Here is a 16689-nt window from a genome sequence, read left to right as displayed (position 1 = left end):
GCCCCTGCGCCCAGCCCGGGCGTCCGGTGTGCGGCTCCGCCCCGGATGAGGTGCTCGCCCCGCTTCACGCGGTCCACACGGACCGGCCCCGGATGTGGCTTCGCCGCGTAGCGCCCGGCCGACGCCGCGTCAGCCGGAGGGCCGGCGGATGTGAGGCCGCCCATGAGACCCGCGTCACCTACGGTGCCGGGCCGTATCCGGCCGTCGTATCGCCGCCCGGAGGGGCCCCGGAGCGTCTCCGCCCGTACGGTCCCGGCCTCGAAAGAGGGCCGTAGACACGTTCGTTGCCAGGGGATTCGGCCGCCGCTAAGAATGGTGGGACCGCACGGCGCCGTCCGACCGAGAACGGCGTTTTTCTTTGCGCCGGTCCAGGCCTGTGTGGTTTCCCGATCCGAAAGGTTCAGCTCTCTCATGCGTTCGACTCACTCCGGTTATCCCCGTCTGACCAAGGCCCACAAGTTCTCCGCCGCCGCTTTGACCGCGGCCGGTGCCGCGGCCGTGGCGTTCGGTGCGGCTTCGCACGCGGTGGCCGCTCCGGCGCCGGTCAAGCCGGTCGCGCGGAGCGTGGAGAGCTTTGGTCAGGCGCGGGACGCCGAGTGGGCGGACGCGGCCGGCAAGGCGGCCGAGCGGGCGCGGACCGAGGCCGCCGCAGCCAAGGCCGATGCCACCGCCAAGGTCAAGGCCGCGGCGAAGCCCAAGGCCGACACCGAGGCGAAGGCGAAGGCGGAGAAGGAGCGCGCGGAGAAGCAGGCCGCGAACCGTTCCACGGTCCGCAAGCCGGTCAAGGCGGTGGAGAAGCCCGCCGCCGCGGCGCCGAAGGCGTACTCCGATGACCTGGAGGGCTGGATCTCGCAGGCGCTGGACATCATGAAGGCCAAGGGCATCCCGGCCTCCTATGACGGTGTGAAGCGCAACATCATGCGGGAGTCGACGGGTAACCCGCGTGCGATCAACGACTGGGATGTCAACGCGGTGAACGGTGTGCCGTCGAAGGGTCTGCTGCAGATCATCGACCCGACGTTCAAGGCGTATCACGTCGAGGGCACGTCCTGGGACATCTGGGACCCGGTCGCCAACATCGTGGCGTCCTGCAATTACGCGGCCGACAAGTACGGCTCGATGGACCACGTCAACTCCGCCTACTGACCGGCGGAACCATACGACGGCCGTGGGCGGCGTCCTCTCCGGACGCCGCCCACGGCCGTTACCGTCTCCGGCCACGCGGTTTCCGGCCGTCGCCCCGGGCGCAGTAATCGAGAAGGGGGCACAGCGGAGGGGGAGGACGGCATGACGGTGATCGCCGGGCTCGTGCACAACGGGCGCGTGCACCTGGGTGGGGATTCGGCCGGAGTCGCGGGGCTGCGGCTCACCGTCCGACGGGATCCGAAGATTTTCCGCAACGGACCGTACGTCATGGGGTTCACCAGCAGCTTCCGCATGGGGCAACTGCTGCACCACGCGTTCCGGGCGCCGAAGCCCGCCGGAGCCGACCTGGACCGTTTCATGGCGACCGTCTTCGTCGACAAACTGCGCAAGTGCCTGAAGGACGGCGGCTGGGCGCGCAAGGACGCGGAACAGGAGTGCGCCGGGACGTTCCTAGTCGGCATAAACGGCCGCCTGTTCGCCGTCTACGGCGACTACCAGATAGCGGAACCGGCCGACGGGTACGCCGCCGTCGGCTGCGGGGACGGGTTCGCGCTCGGTGCCCTGCACGCCACGGCGGACCTCGGCCTGAAACCGCGCGCACGCCTGGCGCTGGCCCTGTCGGCCGCCGACCACCACAGCGCCGGCGTCTCGGCGCCCTTCAGCTACGTCGCCACGCGCCGCCACCCGGCCTGACCGGACGCGGCCCCGCCGCGCCGCGCCGCCCGCCCACACCGCCGCCGGTCATGCCCCCGGCCATGCCACCGGCCACGCCCTCTGGCCACGCCCGGCTCGAGACGGCAGATTGGGGGACGGCCCGGACGATCACGACCCCGGTGAGGTGAGCGGAGTGCGGCAACAGGACGAGGCGACGCGGCGGTACTACGAGAGCCGCGACGTGGACGCCTTCTACGACGTCGTCTGGGGCGGCGAGGACATCCACACCGGCAGCTACACGCGGGACGGCGAGCCCGTCGCCGACGCCTCCCGGCGGACGGTGGAGCGGCTCGCGGCACACCTGGGCGAACGGCTCGGGCCGGGGCGGCGCGTGCTCGACCTGGGGTCCGGCTACGGTGGCACCGCCCGCCACCTGGCCGGGCGGTTCGGGTGCCGTGTCGTCGCCCTCAACCTCAGCGAGGCGCAGAACGAACGGCACCGCGCGACGAACACCGAGCGCGGACTGGACGGGCTCGTCGACGTCGTCACCGGCTCCTTCCACGACGTCCCCTACGACGACGGCACGTTCGACGCCGTCTGCTCACTGGAGGCGCTCTGCCACAGCGACGACCGCGCCCGCGCGCTGGCCGAGGCGGCCCGCGTCCTGGCCCCGGGCGGCGCCCTGGCGTTCACCGACGTCATGGCGGCCGACGGCACACCCGTCGAGGCCCTGCGGCCCGTCATCGCCCGGCTCGGGGTCGACGCGCTGGCCACGCCGTCGTTCTACCGGGAGCGGCTGACGGCGCTCGGCCTGGAGGCCGTCGGCTTCGACGACGACAGTGAACAGCTCGTACGCCACTACGAACGGCTCACCGAGGAGACCGAAGCCCGGAAGGACACCCTCCGCGACCTCATCAGTCCCGACTACCTCCAAGGGCTCCTCCGCAACCTGCCACAGTGGTCGGACGCGGCCCGCCGCGGGCGACTGCGCTGGGGAATCTTCCACGCACGGCGCGCGACGACCACGACCTGAGACGGACGACGACCACGTCCTGAGACGGACGGTGACGGCCGGGCAGGGGCGGCGGCAGGGGCGGCGGCACCCGCTCCGGCCCCTCCCGGTACGGCGGCGTGGCCGATTCCGCCGCCCCGGTTCGCTGGACGCCCCGGTGCGGCTTCCGCCAGGATGCCGCCTGCGGAGCGACGCGCCACCGCGGCGCTCCCCGGACGTGCGAAGGGGTTCGAGCCGATGCGAAGAATGCTCCGCGGGCTGGTCGCCGGGATCGCCGCGGCCCTGGTGGTGACGGCCGTACCCGCCGCCACCACCGCACAGGAGCGCCACGAGCCCAAGGCGCCACCGGAGTTCGTCGCCCTCCGGGACGTCGATCCGACCATCCTGCAGGAAATGCGCTACCCCACCCGCCACAACTTCACCGGTGAACGGATCGACGGCTACCGGCAGCCCCTGTGCGTCGTCACACGCGACACGGCCGCCGCGCTGCGCCGGGCGCAGCGGTCGTTCCTCAGGCGGGGGTACTCCCTCAAGGTCTACGACTGCTACCGGCCGCAGCGCGCCGTCGACCACTTCGTCCGGTGGGCCGAGGATCTCGGTGACCAGCGGATGAAGGCGGAGTTCTACCCGCGCGTCGACAAGACGCGGCTGTTCGAGGACGGGTACATCGCGGCCAAGTCCGGGCACAGCAGGGGCAGTACGGTCGACCTGACCCTGGTCCGGCTGCCCGCGCTCCCCACCCGCCCGTACCTCCCGGGAGAGCCGCTGAGGCCGTGCCACGGTCCCGAGCGGGACCGCTTCCCGGACAACTCCCTGGACATGGGCACCGGGTTCGACTGCTTCGACACCCTGTCGCACACCCTCGACTCGCGCGTCACCGGTGCCCGGCGCGCCCACCGCCTGCTGCTCAAGGACGGCCTGGAGAAGGCGGGCTTCCGCAACCTCCCCGAGGAGTGGTGGCACTACACGTACCAGCCGGAGACGTTCCCGGACACGTACTTCGACTTCCCGGTCACCCGGCGCTCGCTCCGCACGGTCGGCTAGCCGGGGCGCGCCCCGCGGAACTCCCGTCCGCGGGCACCGGCTTGACCTCAAGCGTGATCGAGGTCGTCACGTCCGTCCCCCGGACCGTCCACACGACGGACGGGGGACTCGTCATGGAGTGCTCGCACGCCGACGCGGACCTGCTCCGGCAGCCCGTCGGCCACTGGAGCCGGGCGGCCTACCAGGCCACCGTCGGCCGGACCCCGCGCCGCCCTCGCGGACATCGGCACGACGCAACCGCGGTGCCGGATCCTCGAACAGGTCACGCGTGCGGACACCGCGGGGTCCCCGGAAGCCGGCTTCCGTGGGGCGTGATCGGGCGGCGCGTGCCGGAGCGTGACGACGGAGGCCGCGACGGCGGAGGCGGGAAGGCGGGGGAGGACCCCACCCCCGTCCGGGGGGCCGCTCCAGTGATCCGGCGTCCGCCGCCGCCTAGCGTGAAACGCGGAAAACCTCCCCGGGACGGCCGCCCCGGCCGTCCCGCGCGGGGCAACGCCCGGACCCTGGTGAAGGAGACGCGATGACACCCCTGCGCAGCGCCGCCGCCGTGCTGACGGCCGCCGTCTGTCTGTCCGCCCTGCCCGCCGTCGCCCGGGCCGACCCCGGCCCCGGTACGGGCACCGGCCCGGACGGCGGGACCTCCGCCGGGCTCGCCCGCTACCACCGGCAGCGGCCGGACTGGCGGAGCTGCCTCCAGGGGCCGGACGACGAGACCGGCCGGACCCTGGAACGGGCGGGCGCCCGCTGCGCCACGATCTCCGTACCCCTCGACTACTCCCACCCCGAGGGCCGCACCATCACCCTCGCCCTCTCCCGCATCAAGGCGACCGACACCGCCCACCGGATCGGAGCGCTTCTCGTCAACAGCGGCGGCCCCGGCGGCCCCTCCCTCGACCTCGCCGTGGGCGTCCGCGAGGCGATGAAGGACGTCGGAGCGCGCTACGACGTCATCGGCCTCGACCCCCGCTTCGTGGGCCGCAGCACCCCGCTGGACTGCGGCTGGCCCACCGGCACCTGGATCCGCTCGGCCGGCGCGGACCCGCGGACGTTCGAGCGGCAGGCCGCCTTCCAGCGCGGCCTGGCCGAACGCTGCGCCCGGACGGCGGGTGACGTCCTGCCGCACGTCACCACCCGGAACACCGCCCGCGACATGGACGTCGTCCGCGGCGTCCTCGGCGAACGGCGGATCTCCTACCTGGGCTACTCCTACGGCACCTACCTCGGCACCGTGTACACCCAGATGTTCCCCGGCCGTACCGACCGGGTCGTCCTCGACGGCGCGATCAGCCCGCGCGACTACGGCCCCGGGATGCTGGGCACGATGCTCGACGCCAACGAACGCGCCCTCGACCACTGGGCCGGCTGGGCGGCACGCCGCGACTCCCGGTACGGGCTCGGCCGCACCCGCGAGCAGGTCCTGGCCACCGTCGGGGACATCGTCCGCACGGCCGCCCGCAGCCCTCTCGTCCTGGGCACCGGCGCGCGGACGTACCGGGTGGACGACACCGTCGTCCCGTCCCTCCTCTTCGGCGCCCTGGCCGACGACCGCGACCCCGCCCGCGCCACCCTCGCGGAGTCGGTCACCGCGCTCCGCCAGGCCGCCCGCGGCAGGACCGTCGAACCGCCCAAGGGCCTGGCCGAGGACCTCGTCGCCACCATGACCGGCGCCTACTCCGCGTCCGCGAGCGCCCAGGCGGCGATCCTGTGCGGCGACGTCGCCGCACCACGCGACCCCGAGGCGTACCGGCGTGCCGTCGAGGGCTCCCGCGCCGCACACCCGCTGTTCGGTCCGCTGACGCACAACATCAACCCCTGCGCCTTCTGGCCGCGACCGCCGCGCGAGCGGCCCACCCGGGTCGGCACCGACGCCCGCGCCCTGATCGTCGCCGCCACGGGAGACCCCCGCACCACCTACGACAGCAGCCGGCACCTGCACGGCCTGCTGCCGTCCTCCCGCCTGCTGACCGTCGAAGGGGCGGCCCACCACGGCCTGTTCGGCGAGTACGGCAACGCGTGCGTCGACCGTCGGGTCAACACCTACCTGGACACCGGCCGCCTCCCGGCCGCCGACGGGATCTGCCCGAAGTGACCTCCGGCCGTGCCGAGCGGACCGCCGCGCCCGTCGCGGGGAACGGGCGGGACCCCGTTGCGGCCGCCCGCTTCCCACGGCACCCTGAGGGACCCATGGAGACAGGTACCCTCACCGTGCCCGGCGCCGAGATCCACTACGAAGTACGGGGGGCGGGCCCGCCTCTCCTCCTGATCAACGGCGGCGACGGCGACGCCGCCATGTTCGGACCCCTGGCCCGCCTGATGGCCGAGGACCACACCGTCATCACCTTCGACCCGCGCGGCAACTCCCGCAGCCGCCTCACCGCCCCGCCGCGGGAACTGGCCATCGAGGACCTCGGCCACGACGCCCACCTGCTGCTGGACGAGCTCGCCGGCGGCCGGCCGGCGTACGTCTTCGGCACCAGCTACGGCGGCATGACCGGCATGGACCTGCTGGCCCGTCACCCCGGCCGGGTGCGGGCGCTCGTCGCCCACGAACCGTTCGCCGTCGAGCTGCTGCCCGACGCGGACCGCTGGCACGCCCTGTTCCGCGAGATCCACGAGCTGTACCGGCGCGAGGGAACGCGCCCGGCGCTGCACCGGCTCGGCGCGGAGATCGGCCTGGAGATCGCACCCGAGCCGGACGAGGCGCTGCCCGCCCCCGCGCGGGAGATGCTGACCCGCGTCCGGGCCAACGGCGCGGTGTGCCTGGAGTACGAACTCCGCTCCTTCACCCGCTTCCGCCCCGACGTCACGGCGCTCCGCGCCGGCCGATGCCTGCCGGTGACCGGGGAGCAGCGGCCCCGGACGGTCCTGCACCGCACGACGGAGGCCGTGGCCGAGCGACTGGGCGTCGCGGTGCGGGAGTTCCCCGGCGGGCACGTCGGCTACCTGACGCACCCGGCGGAGTTCGCCGCGGCGCTGCGGGAGGCCTTCGCCGACTGACGGCGGAGCACGGGCGGCCGGGTGCCCGGGCCGCTCCCCGGCGGCCCGCGGCCCGGCGAGCCGGGGGCGCCGCGCCTTGCCGCCTCCCCGGCGATGGGGCACCCTGGCGGCCCGCGCCCCCGCCCCCGACACCGGGACCGCCCCGGGGAAGGACGCCCGGCATGGCCACCCGCATCCAGGACGCGCCACCGCCCGCCGAGCCCGTGCCCCTGCACCGGCTCGGCGTCCCGGCCGGCCGCCTGCCGCCCTTCGCCATGGGCTCGTTCGACGCCTTCGGCCCGGACTCCCACGCCGGCTACCCCCACCGGCACACCTTCCACGAGATCGTCTACGTCACCGCGGGCACCGGCACCCACGTCGTCGACGTCGTACGCCACCCACTGCGCCCACCCCACCTGTGCGTCGTCCTCCCCGGACAGGTGCACTACTGGGACCGCGCGGCGGGCCTGGCCGGCGTACTGCTGCTGTTCACCGACGACTTCCTGCTGTCCCGCCCGGGCGACCGGCAGCTCCTGCGCGCACTGGGGGAGCGGCGGGTGCCACGGCTGCCCACCGGCCCGGACGGCGGCGACACGGCCGGGATCGGCTCCCTGGTACGGGCCATGCAGAGCGAGTTCACCGCCCGCGCCGACGGTTACGTCTCCGTCCTGGAGGCGTACCTGCACATCCTGCTCGTCCGGGCCCTGCGGCTGCCGGGGGAGCCCAGACCCGAGGCGGACGCGGGGCGTTCCGCCGAAGTGGCCCGGGAGTTCGGCGCCCTGCTCGCGGAGACGGCCGGCGCCGAGGGCACGGTCCGCGGCTACGCCGACCGGCTCGGCGTGTCCGTCGGCCACCTCATCGCGTCCGTCAAGCAGTCCACCGGCCGGACACCGGGCGAACTGGTGCGGGCCGCGCGCACGTTGGAGGCCAAACGGCTGCTCACCGGCTCCGGCCTGAGCGTCGCCCAGATCGCCCGGCGCGTCGGGTTCGCCGACCCCGCCTACTTCTGCCGCTTCTTCCGGCGCGAGACGGGCGTCAGTCCCGGCGACTTCCGCCGGACGGGAGGCGGGAGCCCGCCGGAGTGGGGTCAGCCGGAGCCCGCCGGGGGGAGAGTCACCGGAGTCTTCCGGAGCAAACACCACGTTCGCCGAACGGAGTGCATCGATCCGTCCCCTCCGCCGCCCTAGGTTCCTCAGCGCACAGAGTTCCCCGGCGCACGCAGCCCTCGGCGCACGCTGTCCTCGGCGCACGGAGGAAAGCACCGGGCGAACCCACGCCCAACTCCACTCCAGGAGGCGGAACCATGGCGGACGAGAACCTGCCCACCGGCGGGACGGACGACGGCGACGACACCACGGAGCGGCGGCACGTCAGCCGCAAGACCGTGCTCAAGGCGGCCCTCCTGGCCGTCCCCCTGCCCGCCCTGCTGGGCGGCGGTGTGGCCCTGGCCCGGGACCACCGGCCGGCGGACGACGCGCCCCTGCCCCCCACCCCGTACTGCGACGACGGCGACGAACCCACCCCGCCGCAGACGGAAGGCCCCTACTTCAAACCGAGCTCACCCGAGCGCGCCTCCCTGCTCGAACCCGGTATGCGCGGCACCCGGCTCACGGTCTCCGGCTACGTCTTCGGACCGACCTGCCGGCCCGTCGCGCACGCCCTGCTGGACTTCTGGCAGGCCGACAACGCCGGCGCGTACGACAACCGCGGCTACCGGCTGCGCGGCCACCAGTACACCGACGCGCGCGGGGCGTTCACCCTGACGACCATCGTGCCCGGCCTCTACCCCGGGCGCACCCGCCACATCCACGTCAAGGTCCAGGCACCGGGCGGCCCCGTCCTCACGACACAGCTCTACTTCCCCGGCGAGCCCCGCAACCAGACCGACTCCCTCTTCGATCCGCGGCTGCTCATGACGCTCCGTCAGGCTGGCCCGGCGAAGGAGGGGTTCTTCGACTTCGTCGTCGACCCCGGAGGGTCCGGCGCGGCCCGGAGGCGGTGACCGCGCACCGGGGCCGGTGACCGCGGGCGACGCGAGGACGCGGCTCCGCGGACGGCGGGGCGCCGGACCATCGGCGGCGGCGCCCCGCCGGACCGGCCGGGCCGGAAGACGGCGGGAGCCCCAAGGAGAGGTCCTCCGGTACGGTGTCGGTTCGATGATCACCGAGGGGGTTGTGATGACGGACCGCACCGACCGGCCTTTCCGCTTCGCCGTCAACATGTTCGCCGCGGGCACGGGCGCCGAGTGGCGCGCGAAGTGCCGTCGCGCCGAGGAACTCGGCTACGACGTGATCCTGGTGGCCGACCACCTGGGCATGCCGGCCCCGTTCCCGTTCCTGGCGGCCGCCGCCGAGGTCACCGAGCGGCCGCGACTGGGCACGTACGTGCTCAACGCCGGCTTCTGGAACCCGGCGCTGCTGGCCCGCGAGGTGGCCACGGTCGACCAACTGTCCGGCGGCAGACTGGAACTGGGGCTCGGCACCGGATACGCGCGGGCCGAGCACGAGAGCGCCGGACTGCCCTTCGGCTCACCCGGCGCCCGCGTCGACCACCTGGCCCACACCGTCACCGAGGTCGGCCGGCTGCTGGCGGACCCGGACCACACGCCCGCGGCCGTGCGGGCCCGGGTGCCGGTGGTGATCGGCGGAAACGGCGACAGGGTGCTGCGCGTGGCCGCCCGGCACGCCACCACCATGGCCTTCACCGGCGGCGGCGCCGGCCCGGACGGGACGCCGCGGCTGCTGTCCCCCGCCGCCCTCGCGGAGCGCGTCGCGGCCTACCGCCGCTTCGAGATCGAACGGCCGGCGGAACTCGCCCCCGCCGAACTGAACTTCCTGGTCCAGGTCGTGACGGTCGACGGCGACCCGCTCGCCAGGACCGGCGACCTGATCGGGGACGTGTCCCACATGACGGAGGACGAACTGCTCTCCCACCCCGCCCTCCTGTCCGGCTCGGTCACGGACATCGCCGACCGCCTGCACGCCCACCGGGCACGCTACGGCTTCGGCTACTTCACGATCCTGGAGCCGTACATGGAGGAGTTCGCCCCGGTTCTGGCACACCTGCGCGGCTGACCGTCCGGCCGCCGCCGGCGGGTGGACGCCCCCGCCGGTTCCTCCCACGCCCCCCGGACGACGACGGGCTGCACCCTCTTCGCCTGCTGCCCGGAGGGCTGGGTTCCGTCCCGCCGGCCGGCGTCGGGCCCGGATGAGGGCACCCGTGCGGCCCGGCACGTGAGCGCGCGCTCGTCAGTGGTCCCGCGGTGGCCGCACGCCGGCCGGTTCCGCGCGGACCCCGTTTCCTCACCGGCCCGGCGCGTCCTCCCTGTTCATCACGCGCATCCGGAAGCGCAGGCTGTCAGGGGCTCCTCGACCGTGGAGATCGAGGAATGTCACCGGCCCGCCGGGCGAGTCGAACGTCCGGCGGTCGCGCGGGGTGAGCGGAAGGTCGGGATATCCCTCGGCGCGGGCGAGCAAGCCGTCACCGGCCGGAGCGATCTCGACGGCGGCCGCGTGTGAGACGTACCGGCCCACGTAGTGGGACAGGTCTTCAGGGGCGGGCTCGGACGCGGGACCGGGCACCGGCCCGGGCGCGTCGAGCAGTGCGTTGACGGCGTCCGTCCCCTGATCGGAGTCGGTGAGCACGACGACGGCGGTCCGGGTGGTGGGGTCGGCGGCGATCAGCCCGGACTGGCCGGGGTTGGCACCGCCGATCCGCACGCTGGACCGGACGGCGTCGGCCCAGATCATCCAGCCGAGCCCGGCCCCGCGCAGCGTGGCCACGCCGCCCGGGGCAGGCGCGTGCAGCGTGCGCATGACCTCGGTGCCGGGCGTGCGCAGGTGCGCCAGGGTGAAGCGCCCGAGGTCGGCCGCGGTGGACACCAGGGTGCCGCCGGCCGGGTCGAGGCCGCGCGTGCACATCGGGTGGTCGATCCGGCGGGGCAGCGCGACCGGTACGCCGTCGCGGACCGTATGACCGCGGGCGGTGCCGAGATCCTGTCCCGCGTCCACACCGGTGACGAACCTCGTCTCACGCATGCCCACCGCGTCGAGCACCTCCTCGCGCAGCGCCTCCCGCCACGTCCGCCCCAGCACCACCTCGACGAGCCGGCCGGCGAGGATGACGCCACCGTTGCAGTACGAGAACGTCGCGCCCGGCGGGAACAGCGAGCCCACCTCCCGCAGCAGTTCGGTGTAGCGCGCGATGGCCGCGTCGTCGTTCCCGGTGTCGACGAAGATGTCACCGGCGTCCAACCCGCCGGAGTGCGACAGCAGATGACGCACGAGGACGCCTTCCCAGGGGCCGGGGACGAAACGGGTCAAGGGGTCTTCCAGGCCGAGGCGGCCGTCGAGGACGCAGCGCATCACCAGATGGGCCGTGAGCAGTTTGGTGATCGAGCCGATCCGGAACCCGGTGGTGGCGGTCACCGGCTCGCCGGTCTCCGCGTCGGCCACACCCGCCGCGCCGATGTCCAGTGAGTCGCCGACGACGCCGGCGACCTGCACGCCTGCCACCGACGGCAACGCCGCCAAGCGTTCCGCCGTCGCCTGCGGATCGGCGGCCAGGGCGGCGATGGGGTTCGCGGGGCCGTTGCCGAGGGCGTTCGATGCGAAGTTCACCACGGAGATCCCAACGTGAGGAGGACGAAGACGGCCGGCGGGAGCCGCCGCCGGACCGCGGGGAGCCGGAGCGGGAGCGCCACGATCGGCCGGGCGGCCTGTGATCGCGGTCGACTCCGAGGGTCAGTTCTCGGGGGCCAGGCCGAGGTGCTCCTCCAGCCGCGCGATGCGCCGGGTCAGCGGTTCGAGTTCGGCCCGGAGAACGCGGGCAAGCTCCGGCGGCGCGCCGGCGGACGCCGCGGCCGGCCGGTCCTGTCCGCTCTCGGCCCGCAGGTGGACGTAGCCCGCCAGCGCGGCGGTGATGGCACGACGCACCGGCCTGGCGTCCGCCCCCAGCGCCCGCAGCACCTGGCCGGCGACTCCCTCGGGTTCGACGGCCAGGCCGAGCAGCAGGTGTTCGCACCCGACGTAGTTGTGACCGAGGGCAGCCGCCTCGGTGACCGCCGACTCCAGAGCGCCGGCCGCGGGGCCGTCGAGCCGGCGAGGATCACTGTCCGGCGAGACCGTCGCCCCTCCGCCCTCGGACTGACAGCGGGACAGCTCGCGTGCGACGTGGTTTGGTTCGACCTCCATGGCGCCCAGCACGTGGACGGCCAGATTCGTGCCCTCTTCCACGATGGCGCCCAGCAGGTGCTCGGTGCCCGTCCTCGGGGCCCCGGCGTCCCGCGCACGCTCCACCGCCATGTGCAGTACGGCGCGCGCCCTCGGGGAGAAGTGCGCCGTCGCCCCGCCCGGTCCGTCGTCGAGATCGGTCAAGGCCGTCTCCCGGATGGCGGTCACCCGGCGTACGGCTTGCTCCAGGGCCCGTTGGCACACCGCCGACACCGGTACACCGGATCGCCTGACGGCTTCGGCCAGATCGTCGGGCAGGTAGACGTTGATTTTTGGCATACCCCCCATCTAACCCCTTGGGGGTTAGGTCTTCCGGGAAACGTGTGATCCCGACGGCAGGAGGCGCCGCGCACCCCCGGAAATGAGCTGCGAACGACGGGGTCGCGTCCTGCCGAGCACGCTTCAGCCCCAGGGCAGGGGACCGATCCGGCCGTCCGGTCCGCCCGGTCTGCCGGAGAACGGCCCGTACCAGCACCGGTGTTGCCCGCGACCGGAGAACGACCCCGGTCACGGAACCGGCAGCACGAGGCGATCGGTTTCCGCGCACCGGGCGGAAGCGGGGGATCGGCCACCGGGGACGTCCCGGCCCCCGCCGCCGGTCGGGGGCGCGTGGCGGTAGCCTCACGCGGTGAACGGCGGGCGCACACGCGTCCGCGCGATGAACCACCCCAGGAGGACCAGCGATGGCGCTCGAGCACGACCGGGCCGCCCAGCGCGGCGAGGAGATCCTCGCCGTTTTCGACACCGCGTTCGCGCGGCTACTGGCGGCCGACCCGGCCGCCTTCCGGGTGAAGTTCCGGAAGATGGCCGCCTCCGCCTTCGCTTTCTACCGGGGCACGGCCTGCCTCTTCTACCACGACCTGGCCCACGAGCGGGACGCCGGACCCTTCCTCGACGACCGCACCTCCCGGGTGTGGATCCACGGCGACCTCCACGCCGAGAACTTCGGCACCTACATGGACGCGGGCGGCCGCCTGGTCTTCAACGTCAACGACTTCGACGAGGCCTACGTCGGCCCGTTCCTCTGGGACCTCAAGCGCTTCGCCGCCTCCGTGGCCCTGCTCGGCCACGCCAAGGCGCTCAGCGACGACACCATCACCGAACTGGTGGGGATCTACGCCGCCGCCTACCGGGAACGCATCCGGGCCCTGGCCACCGACGCCAAGGACGACGAGGTCCCGCCCTTCACCCTCGACACCGCGCAGGGCCCGCTCCTCGACGCGCTGCGCGAGGCCCGCGCCCGCACCCGCTTCGGCCTCCTCGCGACCATGACCGAGATCCGCGGGCACGACCGGCGTTTCCTCGCCGACGGCGGCGCGATACCGCTGGACGCCGCCACGCGCGCGAAGGTGCTCGACGCCTTCGAGGGCTACCTGGAGACCCTGCCCGACAGCAGCCGGATCCGTCCGGACTCCCACCGCGTCAAGGACGTCGTCGGCCGTCGCGGCATCGGCATCGGCAGCGCAGGCCTGCCCTCCTACAACATCCTCCTGGAGGGCAACAGCGACGCCCTCGAGAACGATGTCGTCATCTACATGAAGCAGGCGCAGACCCCCGCGGTCTCCCGGCACGTCACGGACCCGGCCGTGCGCGCCTACTTCCGGCACGAGGGCCACCGCACGGTGATCTCCCAGCGCGCCCTGCAGGCCCACGCCGACCCGTGGCTGGGCTGGACCGAGCTCGACGGAGCCGGGCAACTGGTCGCGGAGGTATCGCCGTACGCCGTCGACCTCGACTGGTCCGACCTCGACGACCCGGCGGAGATCGCGGCCGTCGTCGCCGACCTCGGCCGGGCCACCGCCGCCATGCACGCCGCCGCCGACGACACCAGCGGCCACTCCCTGGTGCCGTTCTCCACCGAGCGCGCCATCGACACCGCCATCGCCGCCGACGAGGCGGGCTTCGCGGAGCTGCTCACGGACTTCGCCCACGCCTACGGCGCCCGGGCCCGCGAGGACCACCAGATCTTCGTCGACCTGTTCCGCAACGGACGGATCCCCGGCCTGTAGCCCCGGCCCTTCTTCGACGCGCCGCCGCCCGCCCGCCCCGGACCACCGAAGGTCCGGGGCGGGCGGGCGTGTTCGGGCACAAGGACGGCTGTCCAGAGGCCGGACGGCTCCCAGGGGGGCGGCTTTCGGCCTTTTCGCCGAGGCGCGCTGCCGGCCCCGCGCAACCGGCGTTCCCGCCTGATCAACCACCGGTAACCCCCGGCCGTCGCGGGTTCCCGACGGGCCGCCTCAACCGGCGGTGCCGCGTGCCAAGTCGTCTCAAAACATCAGTTTGTAGGGCAATGAGCACGGGGAGTAATGCGTTCGCTTCCAAGATCCTTGGCGGGGGAGCGGCCCGTGAAACCACCCTCTCCTCCGCTCACACCCGAACAGGAGCCGCCACATGCTGCCCGCGATGCCGCACGACGCCCGTGAACGATTCCTCGCCGCCCCGCGCGTCGGCGTCCTGGGAGTCGCCGACCCCCGGGACGGCGACCGGGCACCGCTGGTGGTGCCCGTCTGGTACGGGTACGAACCGGGCGGCGAGGTCGTCGTCGAGATGGGCCGGGAGACGGCCAAGGCCGGACTGGTGCGCGCCGCGGGGCGGTTCAGCCTCTGCGTCCAGGACGAACGGCGTCCGTACCGCTACGTCAGCGTCGAGGGGCCGGTCACCGCGGTCGAGGACCCCGTCGACCCGGCCGTGCGCGAGGCCCTGGCCCACCGCTACCTGGACCCCGAGGAGGCCCGCGACTACCTGGCGGCCACGGTGGCACAGCTCACGGACGACGTCGTCTTCCGCATGCGCCCGCAGCGCTGGCGCACCGCCGACTTCGCCGCGTTCGCGGCCGACTTCGCCGGCGCCGCGGAGGACACGCCCGTCACCGGCTGACCCTCCCCGGGGCGCCCGGAAACACGTCTCGCGCGCCCCGGCGGGGGCGCCCCCGGCGCCCGTACAACGCCCCACCGCGCGCCCCCGGGGACACCCGCACCCTCACGTCATCCCGCCGCGCACACCAGGACAGCGCGCCGACGCCGGGCCCACGCGGCCCGAGCCGGAAGGACACATGACCGACATCGACGTTTCGTTACGCCCGCACCCCCGCCCCGAGCCCCCGGCGGGAGCCGCGCCGCCCGCCGGTTACCCGCGCGACCGGCTCGTCACCGAACTGTTCGCGGCCCGGGCGGCCGACCGGCCGGACGCCCCCGCGGTCGTGCACGGCGAGCGCACCCTGACCTACGGACGACTCGACGCCCGCTCCGACGCCCTGGCGGCCCGCCTGCGCTCGCGCGGCGTCGCACCGGGCGAACTCGTGGGCGTGTGCGGCGGCCGTTCCCCGGAAGCACTGGTGGCGCTGCTCGGCATACTCAAGGCCGGCTGCGCCTACGTCCCGCTGGACGAGGACCTGCCGCCGGCCCGGCTGCGGGCCATGGCCGAGGACGCGGGTCTGCGCGCCGCGGTCACCCTGCCGGGCGGCGAACGCCCGGTGCGCGGACTGCGCGTGAGCATCGGCCTGGACGACGACGGGACCGACACCGCCCCGGAGAGGCCCTCCGCGCCCTCCCGTACCGCGGCCCCGACCGACCCCGCCTACGTCGCCTTCACCTCCGGCACCACCGGCCGCCCCAAACCGGTGGTCATACCGCACCGGGGCGTCGTCCGCCTCGTGCTGTCCGACCCCGAACTGGCGCCGCCCGGACCGGGCGACCGGATTCTGCACGCCTACGGCCTGTCCTCCGACGCCTCGACGATAGAGATCTGGAGCGCCCTGCTCACCGGGGCCTGCCTGGTCATCGCCGACCGTGCGGAACTCCTCTCGCCCACCGCCCTGGAAGAGCTGCTGCGCACCCGGCGGGTGACGGTCGCCTACCTCACGACGAGCGTCTTCCACCTCGTCGCCCGCAGCCGGCCCGAGGCCCTGGCGGGGCTGCGGTTCGTGTCGGCCGGCGGCGAGGCGATGGACCCGCGGCTGGCCGACGCGGTCCTGACGGCCTGCCCCGGCACCACCGTGGTCAACTTCTACGGCCCCACCGAGAACTCGGTGGTCTCCACCGCCCACGTGCTGACCCCGCTGCCCGAGGGCGCCGGGCACGTGCCGCTCGGCCGCCCCTTCGGTGCCTCCACCTGCCATGTCCTGCGCGCCGACGGCACCGTGGCGGCGCCCGGCGAGGAGGGCGAGCTGTACGTCGGCGGGGACGGGCTGGCCCTGGGATACCTCGGCGACGCGGCGCTGACCGCCGAGCGGTTCGTGACCCTGCCCGGCGTCGAGCCGGACGGCCCGCTGTACCGGACCGGCGACCGGGCGGTCCGCACGGCCGAGGGACTCCTGGAGTACCGCGGCCGGCTCGACCGGCAGATGAAGCTGCGCGGCGTCCGCGTGGAACTCGACGAGGTGGAGGCACGGCTGCGGGCCCACCCGGCGGTCGGCGAGGCCGTGGTCGAGGCCGAGGAGGGCGCGCTCACCGCGTACGTCACCGCCGCCGACCCCGGTCGGCCGCTGCCCGTGCCGGAACTGCGCGCCTACTGCGCCCAGTGGCTGCCCGCGCAGGCCGTGCCGGCGCTGGTACCGGTGGACCGGCTTCCGGTGACCAGCGGCGGCAAGGTGGACCGCACCCGGCTGAAGGCCGCGGCCCCCGCACC

The 16689-nt window shown here is 74.2% G+C and carries 12 protein-coding genes and 2 pseudogenes; 12 read left to right on the top strand and 2 right to left on the bottom strand.

Translation table 11 applies throughout. The annotated features are described in order from the left end of the window. Positions 1–411 precede the first annotated feature (411 nt). From ACZ6X9_RS29755 to ACZ6X9_RS29715, 9 genes and pseudogenes are all read left to right on the top strand, one after another. Positions 412–1146, top strand: a complete 735-nt coding sequence (locus tag ACZ6X9_RS29755; RefSeq protein ID WP_469781113.1) for a transglycosylase SLT domain-containing protein — start codon at positions 412–414, stop codon at positions 1144–1146. A gap of 141 nt (positions 1147–1287) precedes the next feature. Then, positions 1288–1839 carry a hypothetical protein gene (locus ACZ6X9_RS29750; protein ID WP_469781112.1) on the top strand — a complete coding sequence of 184 codons (552 nt, stop codon included), beginning with the start codon at positions 1288–1290 and terminating at the stop codon, positions 1837–1839. A gap of 154 nt (positions 1840–1993) precedes the next feature. Beyond that, positions 1994–2833, top strand: coding sequence for an SAM-dependent methyltransferase (locus ACZ6X9_RS29745; protein ID WP_469781111.1), 840 nt, complete (start codon positions 1994–1996; stop codon positions 2831–2833). Between the two features lie 216 nt (positions 2834–3049). Continuing rightward, a complete protein-coding gene (locus ACZ6X9_RS29740) occupies positions 3050–3856 on the top strand; it encodes a M15 family metallopeptidase (RefSeq protein WP_469781110.1) in 807 nt (268 codons plus the stop codon). A gap of 520 nt (positions 3857–4376) precedes the next feature. Then, entirely contained in the window at positions 4377–5945 is a 1569-nt protein-coding gene (locus ACZ6X9_RS29735) for an alpha/beta hydrolase (RefSeq protein ID WP_469781109.1), read from the top strand. Between the two features lie 95 nt (positions 5946–6040). Further along, a complete protein-coding gene (locus ACZ6X9_RS29730; RefSeq protein WP_469781108.1) occupies positions 6041–6853 on the top strand; it encodes an alpha/beta fold hydrolase in 813 nt (270 codons plus the stop codon). Positions 6854–7014: 161 nt separating this feature from the next. Beyond that, the gene (locus ACZ6X9_RS29725; RefSeq protein ID WP_469781107.1) at positions 7015–8019 is read left to right on the top strand and encodes a helix-turn-helix domain-containing protein; all 1005 of its coding nucleotides are present in this window, start codon (positions 7015–7017) and stop codon (positions 8017–8019) included. A gap of 116 nt (positions 8020–8135) precedes the next feature. Further along, positions 8136–8810, top strand: a pseudogene (locus tag ACZ6X9_RS29720) (dioxygenase family protein); the annotation flags it as partial. A gap of 199 nt (positions 8811–9009) precedes the next feature. Next, on the top strand, positions 9010–9906 hold the full coding sequence (locus ACZ6X9_RS29715) for a TIGR03621 family F420-dependent LLM class oxidoreductase (protein WP_469781106.1): 897 nt from the start codon (positions 9010–9012) through the stop codon (positions 9904–9906). Positions 9907–10134: 228 nt separating this feature from the next. Here ACZ6X9_RS29715 and ACZ6X9_RS29710 read toward each other — a convergent pair whose 3' ends face one another. Then, positions 10135–11451 carry a serine hydrolase domain-containing protein gene (locus ACZ6X9_RS29710; RefSeq protein ID WP_469781105.1) on the bottom strand — a complete coding sequence of 439 codons (1317 nt, stop codon included), beginning with the start codon at positions 11449–11451 and terminating at the stop codon, positions 10135–10137. 123 nt (positions 11452–11574) lie between these two features. Then, the gene (locus tag ACZ6X9_RS29705; RefSeq protein WP_469781104.1) at positions 11575–12342 is read right to left on the bottom strand and encodes a Clp protease N-terminal domain-containing protein; all 768 of its coding nucleotides are present in this window, start codon (positions 12340–12342) and stop codon (positions 11575–11577) included. Between the two features lie 404 nt (positions 12343–12746). Here ACZ6X9_RS29705 and ACZ6X9_RS29700 point away from each other — a divergent pair, with 404 nt between their 5' ends. From ACZ6X9_RS29700 to ACZ6X9_RS29690, 3 genes and pseudogenes are all read left to right on the top strand, one after another. Next, a complete protein-coding gene (locus ACZ6X9_RS29700; protein WP_469781103.1) occupies positions 12747–14072 on the top strand; it encodes a DUF2252 domain-containing protein in 1326 nt (441 codons plus the stop codon). Between the two features lie 382 nt (positions 14073–14454). Next, positions 14455–14940 carry a pyridoxamine 5'-phosphate oxidase family protein gene (locus ACZ6X9_RS29695; protein WP_469781102.1) on the top strand — a complete coding sequence of 162 codons (486 nt, stop codon included), beginning with the start codon at positions 14455–14457 and terminating at the stop codon, positions 14938–14940. Positions 14941–15115: 175 nt separating this feature from the next. Continuing rightward, positions 15116–16429 (top strand): annotated as a pseudogene (locus ACZ6X9_RS29690) (amino acid adenylation domain-containing protein); the annotation flags it as partial. Positions 16430–16689 lie beyond the last annotated feature (260 nt).

It is taken from the genome of Streptomyces sp. NPDC052910 (assembly GCF_055585605.1).
Note: the sequence above shows the minus strand (reverse complement) of the source record. Positions and strands in the feature narration are given on the sequence as shown.

Bases quoted from the DNA above. Each gene is read 5' to 3' on its own strand.
- ACZ6X9_RS29740 (WP_469781110.1), top strand. From the start codon at position 3,050: ATGCGAAGAATGCTCCGCGGGCTGGTCGCCGGGATCGCCGCGGCCCTG.
- ACZ6X9_RS29715 (WP_469781106.1), top strand. From the start codon at position 9,010: ATGACGGACCGCACCGACCGGCCTTTCCGCTTCGCCGTCAACATGTTC.
- ACZ6X9_RS29695 (WP_469781102.1), top strand. From the start codon at position 14,455: ATGCTGCCCGCGATGCCGCACGACGCCCGTGAACGATTCCTCGCCGCC.
- ACZ6X9_RS29735 (WP_469781109.1), top strand. From the start codon at position 4,377: ATGACACCCCTGCGCAGCGCCGCCGCCGTGCTGACGGCCGCCGTCTGT.
- ACZ6X9_RS29700 (WP_469781103.1), top strand. From the start codon at position 12,747: ATGGCGCTCGAGCACGACCGGGCCGCCCAGCGCGGCGAGGAGATCCTC.
- ACZ6X9_RS29730 (WP_469781108.1), top strand. From the start codon at position 6,041: ATGGAGACAGGTACCCTCACCGTGCCCGGCGCCGAGATCCACTACGAA.
- ACZ6X9_RS29725 (WP_469781107.1), top strand. From the start codon at position 7,015: ATGGCCACCCGCATCCAGGACGCGCCACCGCCCGCCGAGCCCGTGCCC.
- ACZ6X9_RS29750 (WP_469781112.1), top strand. From the start codon at position 1,288: ATGACGGTGATCGCCGGGCTCGTGCACAACGGGCGCGTGCACCTGGGT.
- ACZ6X9_RS29755 (WP_469781113.1), top strand. From the start codon at position 412: ATGCGTTCGACTCACTCCGGTTATCCCCGTCTGACCAAGGCCCACAAG.
- ACZ6X9_RS29705 (WP_469781104.1), bottom strand. From the start codon at position 12,342: ATGCCAAAAATCAACGTCTACCTGCCCGACGATCTGGCCGAAGCCGTC.